8 protein-coding genes and 1 pseudogene are annotated in these 11,247 nt (G+C 62.5%); 1 reads left to right on the plus strand and 8 read right to left on the minus strand.

What is annotated here, in order from left to right:
- Positions 1-418 precede the first annotated feature (418 nt).
- The gene (locus IVA98_RS22715; protein WP_247355553.1) at positions 419-1,174 is read left to right on the plus strand and encodes an SDR family NAD(P)-dependent oxidoreductase; all 756 of its coding nucleotides are present in this window, start codon (positions 419-421) and stop codon (positions 1,172-1,174) included.
- A gap of 133 nt (positions 1,175-1,307) precedes the next feature.
- On the opposite strand, the gene IVA98_RS22720 is transcribed toward IVA98_RS22715, so the two are convergent.
- From IVA98_RS22720 to IVA98_RS22755, 8 genes and pseudogenes are all read right to left on the minus strand, one after another.
- Positions 1,308-1,931: an NUDIX hydrolase gene (locus IVA98_RS22720; RefSeq protein WP_256468180.1), complete on the minus strand. Its 624-nt coding sequence runs from the start codon at positions 1,929-1,931 to the stop codon at positions 1,308-1,310.
- Positions 1,932-2,161: 230 nt separating this feature from the next.
- Complete coding sequence (locus tag IVA98_RS22725) at positions 2,162-2,599, minus strand: CopG family transcriptional regulator (protein ID WP_247355555.1); 438 nt, start codon at positions 2,597-2,599, stop codon at positions 2,162-2,164.
- Between the two features lie 7 nt (positions 2,600-2,606).
- Positions 2,607-4,589 carry a conjugal transfer protein TraG gene (locus IVA98_RS22730; RefSeq protein ID WP_247355556.1) on the minus strand — a complete coding sequence of 661 codons (1,983 nt, stop codon included), beginning with the start codon at positions 4,587-4,589 and terminating at the stop codon, positions 2,607-2,609.
- 41 nt (positions 4,590-4,630) lie between these two features.
- Positions 4,631-6,344, minus strand: a pseudogene (locus tag IVA98_RS22735) (DUF3363 domain-containing protein).
- Positions 6,345-6,893: 549 nt separating this feature from the next.
- Positions 6,894-7,982, minus strand: a complete 1,089-nt coding sequence (locus IVA98_RS22740) for an IS110 family RNA-guided transposase (RefSeq protein ID WP_247355557.1) — start codon at positions 7,980-7,982, stop codon at positions 6,894-6,896.
- A gap of 490 nt (positions 7,983-8,472) precedes the next feature.
- The gene (locus tag IVA98_RS22745) at positions 8,473-9,537 is read right to left on the minus strand and encodes an IS110 family RNA-guided transposase (protein ID WP_247355558.1); all 1,065 of its coding nucleotides are present in this window, start codon (positions 9,535-9,537) and stop codon (positions 8,473-8,475) included.
- 554 nt (positions 9,538-10,091) lie between these two features.
- Positions 10,092-11,024, minus strand: coding sequence for a lytic transglycosylase domain-containing protein (locus IVA98_RS22750; RefSeq protein WP_346657731.1), 933 nt, complete (start codon positions 11,022-11,024; stop codon positions 10,092-10,094).
- Between the two features lie 4 nt (positions 11,025-11,028).
- A partial coding sequence (locus tag IVA98_RS22755) for a DUF736 domain-containing protein (RefSeq protein WP_247355559.1) occupies positions 11,029-11,247 on the minus strand: 219 nt, incomplete at its 5' end.

Here is an 11,247-nt window from a genome sequence, read left to right on the forward strand (position 1 = left end):
CGTTCCCCGTCGAAGGCCAATCGCAACAAGCGATCGCCGACGGGGATGGATAGAAAAGGTAGGAAATGGGTTAGTTCAACAAGTATTCAGCCGTCGTAGAGAGCCAGCGTAGGGCAGAGAAAAAATACTTACTGAATCGAAAGCGTGGTGATCACACTCTGACTGCAAATCTCCGCAGAATAGATTGCGTCGATCAAGCTGCGGCTACGCAGTTCCCACCCGAGTCGGGAAATCGGCCCCAACGTCCTGCTTGCTGGCAGCAAATCGGAAGAGAGCGTGCCGAATTGTGAAGGCGACGCTGTTGACCCATTCCAGTCATGATGTTTGAGAGTCCTAGCAAGCCGGGCTCAATGAATCATGCGATAACATCGCGCACTCGTGGGCCGTTAAGCAACCGGGCGACTGAAAGGTGTATGCAATGGGACGACTGAAAGGCAAAGGCGCTTTGGTAACGGGCGGTTCGCGCGGCATCGGCGCCGCCATTGCCCGCCAACTGGCGTATGAAGGCGCACGAGTGATCGTCAACTTTCGCAATTCCAGGCTCAAGGCAGAGCAACTCGTCGCCGACATTGTGGCCCACGGAGGTTGGGCAGAAGCTATACAAGCGGACATCGCCGATATGCAGCAAGTGCAGACGCTGATGAGCGATGCTTCCGCGCGCTTGGCAAGATTTGGCGGGCGACTGAACGTACTGGTCTGCAATGCGGGCACGGTTGAGCCCGCAAGACTTGAAGAAATTGATGAAGCTCAGTTCGATCGACAGTTCGCAAGTAACGTAAAGTCCGTTCTGTTCAGTGCACAGGCCGTTGCGCGCATATTCGGGGAACAAGGAGGCGCAATTATCAACATCAGCTCGATAAATGCACGTATGCCGGGCCCAGGCTACTCCGTCTACTGCAGCACCAAAGCGGCGGTGGAGGCCATTACCTTTGCACTGGCGCGAGAACTAGGACCGCGCGGTGTACGGGTGAACGCGGTTGCTCCGGGAACAACCGCGACAGACATGACCAACCGCGTTCTTACCGCTGAATTGGCGGCCGCGACGGTAAGCCGCACGGCTCTCCGGCGAATTGGCGCTCCTGACGACATCGCGAAGGTTGTTGCTTTTCTCGCTTCCGATGACGCCGCATGGATCACAGGTGAGGTGATTACGGCTAGTGGCGGATTGCGATGACCTGAGCGACAGTAAATCGACCCTCAACCGCCTTACGAGAGGCGTCCTGCACGCGGAGATAATGGCCCTTCAATCGGCAAAGCCATTTGGCGACCGCCAATAGATCAGCGCACCAAGAGAGTCGATCGTGCTTTCAATCGAAAAAGGCTGGCCTGTTCGCGTCGGTTGCGAATGCGAACGCTGCTTCAACGTCACTCTCGATAGTTCTCCCTCGCGATAGCGGAGGTAGCTGATCTTTTGGAAAAAAGATCGCCTCGCTGGTCTCCAATCTTGGCTGCACCTCACCGCCTGAGAGCCTGTCGCAAAGGAAGAAAACCTTGTAGAAATCCCGGACATCAGGCGAATATGAACCGCTGGCCTTGTGTCGGACGCCGTAGAGGCGACGAACAGACACTTTCAATCCGGCCTCTTCGTACAACTCCTTTTCGATGTTTTGGGCGGCAGAGAGGCCAACGTCTGCAAAGCCACCAGGCAAGGCCCAAAGACCATCGCTGTTCTCGCGGACCAGAAGAACCTTGTTCTGTTCTACAATCGCTCCGCGCACATCAACTTTCGGAGTCGCATAGCCCCGCGCGAAATCAGAGACGAGCCCCTTTATCCTCTCGATAGGAACATTTCCCAAGGTGGCGAGCATTTCATTGGCTATCGAGGCAATCTCCTCGTAACGTTCTCGATCAAATTGATCTCGCGCGAAATGGAGCCCGCTAGACGCGATAGCTTGCAACCTCTTCCCATACGTAAGCCACTGAGGCTCCATAGTGCTACTCCGGCATCAATTCCGATGACATCATAGCAAACGGCGCCTTGAGACGAAAGCTCATGCGTTACAGTTGGGCCGGGATTCAGCCGCAAACAGAGAGAAGTGACCGATCATCGATTGGCAGCGCATCTTCGCAGGCTCTGCGACACTGTGAGGTTGTCGCGCAGGAAACTGTTTGCGATGTGGGGGCTCGAATCCCCACCGCGGCGATCATCGGACGATTATGGCTAACTTCCTGGCGGCTCGGCCTCCTGAATATCCTCCACGATCTCCTGCCGCAGCTTCGGTCCTTGACTGAGCCGTCGTCCGAGCGCCGCGACGAAGTTATCGTAGCGCGCACCCGCCTGCGCCCGCGCCGCCTTTGCAGCCGGTTCGGGGAGTGGCGGTGACGTCGTGAGCCAAAACCGAACGAACAGCGCCAAGGTTTCGACCGAGATCCCCATGTCGCGCTCGAGCCGCGCGATGCGGCGATCAATTTGGTCGAGTCGCTTGGCAATGGCAGCCTCCCTGCGCTCGTCGGCATCCGGCGACAGGAAGGACGCGATCGCCGCTTCGGCGATGAGAGACATCGGCTGCTCGCGGCGGGTGGCATAGGCTGACAACGTTTTCATGACCTCCGGGTCGAGATAGACCGACATCTGAGCTTTCTTCTTCGGTGCGGTCATGGCTGCCTCACAATCCGAGATCGTCGCCGGGATCGAGTGATGCCTGGCGCGCGACACCCTGCATCACATCGTTCATGCGCCTGATCCGCGGGGCCTCTTCGTCGAACTCGTCGGCAAGATCGGCCGCGAACTCGTTGTCAAGTGGTTCCGTCTTCTCCACAGTGTCGCGATCCAGTTCAGGCTGCCGCCGGCGATCGGCGGTCTTCGGATCCTCTACGTCGGTCTCGTCGCTGGCCGAGGCCGAAGGGGGCATGGGGCGCGGCGGGAGTGGCCGTAAACTCCAATCGTCCGGCCGTGTGTTATTGGGCTTGGTCAGCATCGGCGGCGCCAAAATGCGCTCCTGGAAACGAGTGTCCTCGTAACAGCGTGCCTTCCTCGCGCGGATCGGATGCAGGCCGGACATCATGACAATCTCATCCGAGGGCGGAAGCTGCATCATCTCGCCGGGCGTCAACAGCGGCCGGGCGGTCTCCGACCGCGACACCATGAGGTGACCGAGCCAAGGTGCGAGCCTGCTGCCGGCATAGTTCTTCATCGCCTTCATCTCGGTCGCCATGCCCAATGCGTCGGAGACCCGCTTCGCCGTCCGCTCGTCATTGGTCGCGAAGCTAACCCGGACGTGGCAGTTGTCGAGGATCGAATTGTTCGGCCCATAGGCCTTCTCGATCTGGTTCAGCGACTGGGCGATCAGGAAGCTCTTGATGCCGTAGCCGGCCATGAAGGCGAGCGCCGACTCGAAGAAGTCGAGCCGGCCAAGCGCGGGGAATTCGTCGAGCATCAAGAGGAGCCGGCGCCGTCCTGCCTTGGCCTGGAGATCCTCGGTCAAGCGGCGGCCGATCTGGTTGAGGATCAGCCGGATCAGCGGCTTGGTGCGGTTGATGTCCGATGGCGGCACCACAAGGTAAAGCGTGGTCGCTCGCTCTGCGCCAACGATGTCGGCGATCCGCCAGTCGCAGCGTCGCGTCACCTCCGCCACCACGGGATCCCGATAGAGACCGAGGAACGACATCGCCGTGCTGAGGACGCCGGAGCGTTCATTGCCGGATTTGTTCAAGAGTTCTCGCGCGGCGGAGGCGACGACGGGATGGACGCCGGCCTCGCCGAGATGCGCCGTCCGCATCATCGCAGCGAGCGTCGATTCGATCGGCCGCTTGGGATCGGATAGGAAGGCCGCAACGCCGGCGAGGGTCTTGTCCTCTTCGGCATAGAGGACGTGGAGGATGGCGCCAACCAGGAGCGCGTGGCTGGTCTTCTCCCAATGGTTCCGCTTCTCGAGGCTTCCCTCCGGGTCGACGAGAATGTCGGCGATGTTCTGGACGTCGCGCACCTCCCATTCACCACGCCGAACTTCGAGCAGCGGGTTGTAGGCTGACGATTTCGCATTGGTGGGATCGAACAGAAGAACGCGGCCATGCTCCGCGCGAAAACCGGCGGTAAGCTGCCAGTTCTCGCCCTTGATGTCGTGGACGATCGCCGATCCCGGCCAGGTCAGCAGCGACGGGATGACGAGGCCGACGCCCTTGCCCGATCTCGTGGGAGCGAAGCACAGGACGTGCTCGGGTCCATCATGGCGGAGATAGGCGCGTTCGAACCGGCCGAGAACCACGCCATCAGGCCCGAGCAGGCCAGCCTGCGCGATCTCCTTCGCGTCTGCCCACCGCGCGGAGCCATAGGTCTCGGCATTCTTGGCTTCGCGGGCGCGCCAGACCGACATGCCGATCGCGACGGCGGCGGCGATGATGCCACCGGATGCTGCGATATAGGCGCCCTCGATGAAGACGTGTGGCGCATAGGCATCGTAGGCATACCACCACCAGAAAAACGCGGGCGGGAGGTAGAACGAAAAATGCAGCAGCTCGAACCAGGGCTGCCCGAGTTGAGGTTGGAAACCTAGCCGCCAGGCCGTCCATTCCGTTGCGGCCCAGAACGCCAGCAAGATGATCACTAAGACAGTGATGACCTGCCCCCAGAGGATCTTGGTCGCGGACATGGCGGCCGCCCTTTCCTTGAACTTGGTGAGTGGAGGTTTGCTCACAGGCCGAGCCCCCGGCTGCGCCCGAAACCCCAATCGACGCCGCCGTCATCGCGGGCGATGCCGGAGACATGCCCGCCGAGCTGCTTCTCAAGTGAGGGGGTCCAGGGCACGAGCTGAAAGCCGATGCCATCGTCGATCATCGCGAAGCGGCCCGAGGCGAGCGCGAAGCGCTGCCGATAGGTCCCAGCGACATACTCGCCGGCGGTCGACGGATTGAACGGCTGGCCTGTCTCGGCGGCGACCTGCTGACCGAGAGCCTCCAACTCCCTGCGGCGCAGCGTACCGATGAGGTTCTTTGCGAACACCAGCCCGCGCGCATGGCGCTCGGCGAGACCCTGCTCGATCAGCTGCTCGGCCCGCTGTTCCAAGGCTTGCCGGACCTCGACGCCGAAGCCCGTCTGGCCAAGTGTCACCGGATCGCGCGCGAGCGCCTGCCGGTCCAGCCATGTCGCGCCGCTTGCCCTCACCTGCGCTTCGATCGAGAGATCGGAGCGGACGGCCAGCGCCACGCGACGCTGTCCTCGCGCATCATCGAATTTGCGGAGTTCGACGATCGATCCTGCTGCACTGTCGCCGGCGGCATCGAGATCGGGGAGTCTGATGTGGTGGGTCCGGCCATCGACGCCGTCGACGACGGCATAGGCGGTCCCCTTCAGCTCGTCGTCGAGACCGCGATCGACGAGGCGCCCGATGACGGGGACGTCGAGGCTTTCGCCTGCCAGCACGTAGTTCGCGGTCCCGCGCTCGATGCCGCGTTCGATTAGACTGCGGTGGATGCGCTTGATGATGTCGCCGCGATCGCCGAGCTCGCGCAACGTCGTCTCGGCGGCCTCGTCCATCATCCATTGGCCGGACCCGACTTGATGCGCAAGGCCAAGGCTCTCCAGGCGCTGCAGCCGACCGACCTTCAGCGCGTGGAACTGATCGGGCTGCTGGGTCCGATCGGGCGCAAGGTCGATGACGCCGTGCTGGCCTGCGTCGCGAACAAGCTGGCGATCGAGCTGTGTCCAGCGTTCGGCTTCGACCTGGTGCTCGAGCGAGCGGCGGATGTCGAGATCGGAGCGAGGTCCGAGCTCCTGCATGACCAGGTCCTGCGCACGCGCGCGCATCCCCTCCTTGATGTATGCGCGGGAGATCACGAGGTCCTGGCCGTCCTCGGCGATGCCACGCACGAGGATGTGAACGTGGGGATGCTGGGTATTCCAGTGATCGACGGCCACCCAGTCGAGTCGGGTACCGAGGTCCACTTCCATTTGGCCGACGAGCTCGCGGGTAAACCCTTTGAGGTCAGCCATATCGGCTGCGTCTTCCGGGGACATCCTGGCATCGTTCGGCGAACCCCTTGGGATCGGCATCCTCTCGCTCGGGACCGAACAGGTGGGCCTTTTCCCCGTCCCGGGTGACGCCCTCGCGCCGCAGATACCCCACGTGAGCGGCCAGCGGCGCGGAACGCGTGGTGTGACGGACGACGCGGGTCTTGATCGTCACCAGACGCGAGCGGCCGGTAAGCAGACGGTTTGCCCGTTCGCTGGCGACCCGGCCGCGGCCGAAGCGCGACTGACGATGACTGATGAGACGACCAGCTCGCGACACGCCTCCACCAGCGCGCTGTGCGGCGGCGAGCGCCTGAGCGATGAACGGTTTAGCCCGCTGGCTCCTTGAGGAGCGGATGCGGCCGGGCCGAGGCTGAAATTCCTTCTCCTCAGCCATCGCCGGCCCCGGCAATGTGCGAAATTGAGAACCCGTGCAATGAGTTGATCGTTGGGCGCACATTGCGCGCCGAAGCCGCACATTGCCGGATCAGCCAAAAAGGACAGCAACACCAACCGCCCGACCGAGCCGCACATTGCGGCCTTTTATCTCGCCCTCTTAATCGGTCGTGTCGTCTCTCTGATCTCACCCATTCTCGCTTCCTTTCTCGCTTGCGACAAGGCCCTCTGCGCCACGCTTGAACACGCTGCGCCACCACAGCCACGAGTCCCGGTGCGCCGTGCACTCTTCCGCGCTCATCGACGGCATAATCTCGCTGCAGCAAGGCAGCGCGGACGCCGTCGCGGCGCATCTTTCCATCGGCATGACGGAGCCACATCACAGGCAGTCCGGCGTGGTCCACATTGCACGTCACGTGCGTGGCCACAGGCAAGATAGCGTGCGTTCCGTCGTCGTTGATCTGCACCAGGTCTCTTCCGCTTGTGGCGGAGCTCCGTGTTCAAAGCCTTGCGGTCATCGGGTCATTGATCTGCAATTGGCTCGGGCTGGTCATGCATGGGCTCCGAGCAGCTTGCGGTGCTTCGCGGCGGCACGTGCGCTCACGTCCGCCCTCGATGCGCCCGGATCGCCACAATAAAACGTGCCATCGACCCACATCGCATGCATGATCACCGCAAGCTTGCGTGCCACCGCAACGGTCGCCTTGCGGTGGCTCGTGCGCTTGGCGATCGCAAGCCCCCATGTCTTGACCTTGTCCTTGCGCTTGAAGCGGGTCAGCAACGCACTTGCCGCCTCATAAAGCGCCCGCCGCACGTCGCCATCGCCCGCCTTGCTGATCCGCCCCTGCACGTCGATCGACGTGCCGGACTGCCAACGCCGCGACGTCAAGCCAAAATAGGCCGCCACGTCACGCGACCGCTTGAAGCGTGCGGGGTCGTCGATCGCCGTCATGAAGCTCAGTGCGGCCACCGGGCCGACGCCGGGGATCTGCATGAAGCGCCGGCACAGTTCATGGCTCGCCACCAGCTTGACCACGAGATGGTGCAGCCGGCAGTACTCTTTCCACAGCGCCGCGCGCGCGTTCAGCATGGCATCGATCAGCTCGCTGACCAGCGCATCACCCGCCACCGCCTCGCGCACCGCTTGCGCAAAGCCGCCGCGGCCAACATGACTGAGGCGAATGCCAAACACCTTCAACGAGTGCCGAATCGCGTTTTCCAGATCGAGAAACTTGCGCTTCAGATTGCGCCGGTGCGTCAGGAGCAGCCGCAGCCGGTAGCAGGCTTCGCTCTTGATATGCGCCTTGCGGAACCAACCGGTGCGCATCAAATGCGCCAGGCCGAGCGCGTCCGTCCGGTCGGTCTTGTTGCGCTGCGCCTTCAGCGCGGCGCGGACGTGGAAGGTTTCAAGGCAGACAGCCGGCAAGCCGAGCTTCAACAGTTCCGGGTGCAGCCAGGGCGACAGCGACCCCGCCTCGTGGCCGAGCCGCCGCAAGCGGCCACGATACGGCTCGAGCGCCGTCTTGATCGCGTCCGGATCGGTCACCACCGCGACTTCCAGCGCCACCTTGCCGGTGCCGTCCACCACGCAGATTGCCGTCTCGTCCATGCCGACATCCAAACCACAGAAGAATTCCATCACACGCCTCCCGCGTTGCTGAGGCGGCCTAGTGTGCGGGTTATTCATCGCGCAGACCACTTGCTCGGCCGCCGCAAGACCCGGCGCGGACCGATTACGGGCGGCCTTCCTAATCGGGCGGGCAAAGTCAACTCATTCCTACGCTTTTCTTCGACTCTTCGAACTTCAGCCATTACCGACTCCCTGCATCGACAACGCGCACTTCACCGCAGCCGCGTACGCGACGTGCATTCACCAGGCGGGGTCCATGCGTTCCTTCGCGTTCAGCACTTTGGCCGTCGCATGCTCTTCATCAGGTTCGTAAACAGGGCTGTCCAAGCAGTCCGGCGCTCTCGTCCCCGAAGGGCGGCAGCAGGCAAGAGATAGCGGACATTCCCCGTTTCGCGGCCCCGCCAGGGGACGCTCACCGCGCGCGCGGATCTTTAATTTCGCTCCTCCTCAACATGCCGGGCGCAAACCCAGCGCTAACGCGTTGTCATCTGCCTCGCCGCTACCGCGCCGGCTTCAACCGCAATCGCTGCGTAATCTTCGCGCCGAACCCGACGTGGAAATCAGTCTCGCTGACCCACATCCGGTGCAGAATGCTCGCGAGCTTGCGCGCGACCGCGGTGATCGCACACAGCATGCTCGATCGTTTCGCGATTCGTAGGCCCCACGCCCGCAGTGCCGACCATTTCCTGACGCGTAGCAGCAGGCTTGCGGCCGCCTCGCAAAGCGCCTCGCGCACAGCTACGTCGCCCTGTTTGCTGATGCGCCCTTCGTAATCGATCGACGTGCCGGATTGGTGCCGCCTCGGCGCCAAGCCAAAATGCGCGCCGACCGTTCGCGATCGGGCAAAGCGCAGGGGATCATCAACGCCGACTTTGAACGACAGGGCCGCAACGGGACCGACGCCTGGAACCGTCATCAAGCGCCGGCAGATAGCATCGTGCTGGACTACTTGCAGCAACACACGATGCAGCCGATCGTATCCATCGAGGATTGCGCGGCGTACGTCGAGCATGGCCTCGATGGTCATCACGAAGATCGGATCACCGCGCTCGATCAGCTCGCGGACGCGGGCCTCAAAGGCACCGCGGGCGACGGCTCCGACGAGCAACCCATAGGCCCGCAGCGCACCGCGAATGTGGTTTTCGAGGTCGATCAGTTTGCGCTTGAGTAGCTTTCGGCTGGTCAGCAGAGTCCGCATCTTCTGCATGTCGATGTTCTTGACATGAACGGCGCGGTACCAGCCCAACCGCATCATCTGCGCGATGCCGCGCGCATCGTTGCGATCTGTCTTGTTGCGCATCGTCGACAGCGAAACGCGCATATGACGCGCCTCGACGACAATGATCGGAAGCCCCACTGGCTGCAGTTCGCGATACAGCCAGATGCCAAGCGATGATGCCTCGACCCCCACTCTCTCGAGGCGATCCGCGTAGCCCTCTACTGCGGAGCGGATCGCCGCTGGCTCGGTCATAACCTTGACCTCGCGAACGGTGAGTCCCTCGCCATCGACGATGCAAAGACTGGTTTCTTCAAGACCGACGTCTAACCCAACATAAAGCTTCATCGGAGCTCTCCTGTGTGGCAACAACCGCCTAAGTCGTTGCACCAGACCCCGGATTCGGCCACACGGCGGCTATCGTCATGCACCGATTTATCGAAGCCCGATTTGAAGAGCCATCGTTCGGTCGTCGCCGTGTTCTCCCGGTCGCTGGCTCCCAAGGCCCAACCTCCAAGCCAACAGACTCTCGGCAGTCGCGGCGATTTGCGACAAAATGCAGTTCGGGTCATTGCACTAATTTCTCCAATAGCGCCTGCCCGAACATGTCTTCTGGCGGCCGATTCATTGCGAAAGGGGTGCCGCGACCTGGCAGTTGACTCGCAAGCCCCCATTGTTTGCGTGCGCTTGCGATAGCGATCGTTATCCGAAGGGCCGAGACACCCGTAGGGTGGCTCGGTGAGGAGCGAAGCGACGAGTAGAGCGCGGGGCATCGCCCATATGCCGTCAGCACGTTATTATCGCACTCCTCCGCTTCGCGGCCGATGGCGGTGGCAAGCTGCCATCGCCCGACCAATAGCCGGACCTCCGCAGCAAGGACGTCGACGGGCGAGCGTCGTTCCTTATGCTGATGACAACGTGCAGTCATCGCGATCCTCCTGTTGTCGAGAGTGCGACGAATAGGCCATTCGACTGCGGTGCGATGGCCGAGAGATCGTGCACGGGAACCGCAGCCGCTTGTCGGTCGTCGGTCGATCAGATGCCGCCCGTGTCGCGGAAGACAGTCCGTCAGCGCGGGTGAAAAACAGCGGAGCCCGCGTCCAGGATGAACGAGAAGAGGCCGCGACGAGGAGAGCTCCTGGCGTGCTCTCCACATCGACAAAAGGGACGACGGCAGCAACGTAGGCGACGGTCTCGGTGGGCAGCGGACGATGTCGGTCGCGGTAGTCTTCATAGCGGCCGGGACCAGCATTATAGGCCGCGAGGGATCCCGGCGAGCCGTAGCGGTCGTGCAGCTCGCGAAGGAAAGCTGTGCCCGCAAAGATGTTGTCATGCGGATCGAAGGGATCATGTCCGAGGCCGTAGCGCACGCGCATCTCCGTCCAGGTCTTCGGCATGAGTTGCATCAAGCCAAGCGCGCCTTTGGGTGACACTGCGCGCCGATCGCCACCGCTTTCGATCCGCATAACGGCGCGGATCCAGTCCACCGGAATGCCGAAGCGCTGCGCGGCTTCCGCGACATGAGTGGCATAGCGCTCGCTCACCTGTTGACGTTGGATTGGTGCTTCCTGCGCCGCCGCCGTTGGCCCACCCATCACCAGCAGGCCGGCAAGCAGGATGACGGCAAAGCCTGCTCGGTCTCCGCCGTGACGTGAGCAAGCCGCAGAGCTCGTGCCCGTCGAAAGCGTGCTCCGTGCGCCAACCTGCGGTCGCCATTGACGGCCGCGCGCGACCGCCGACTGGTGCTTGAGGGGGATCAGGCGAGGAGACGACACGAACAAAGAGATGGAGCCTTGATGCGCCTTGCAGCCAGCACGCGTGACGGATTCCTGCATGCGATCAGTCCCGCTCGGCGCGCTGGGGCTGACGATTCCAGCTCAGCGTCCAGACCGATTTGTCCTCACTCGACTGGAAGAGATTGGCCCGGATCGGCCGCGGCAGCGTGGGATCGTCGATGATGAGCGAAACATAGTCGCCCGCCCTTTCGCCGGTACGCTTCCAGCCCGCGCCGATTTCCGGGCCTTCGCCATCGCCGAGCCGAATTCGGTAGTCGGGCGC

Origin of the sequence: Bradyrhizobium sp. 160 (assembly GCF_023073735.1) — a bacterium.
GTDB lineage: Bacteria > Pseudomonadota > Alphaproteobacteria > Rhizobiales > Xanthobacteraceae > Bradyrhizobium.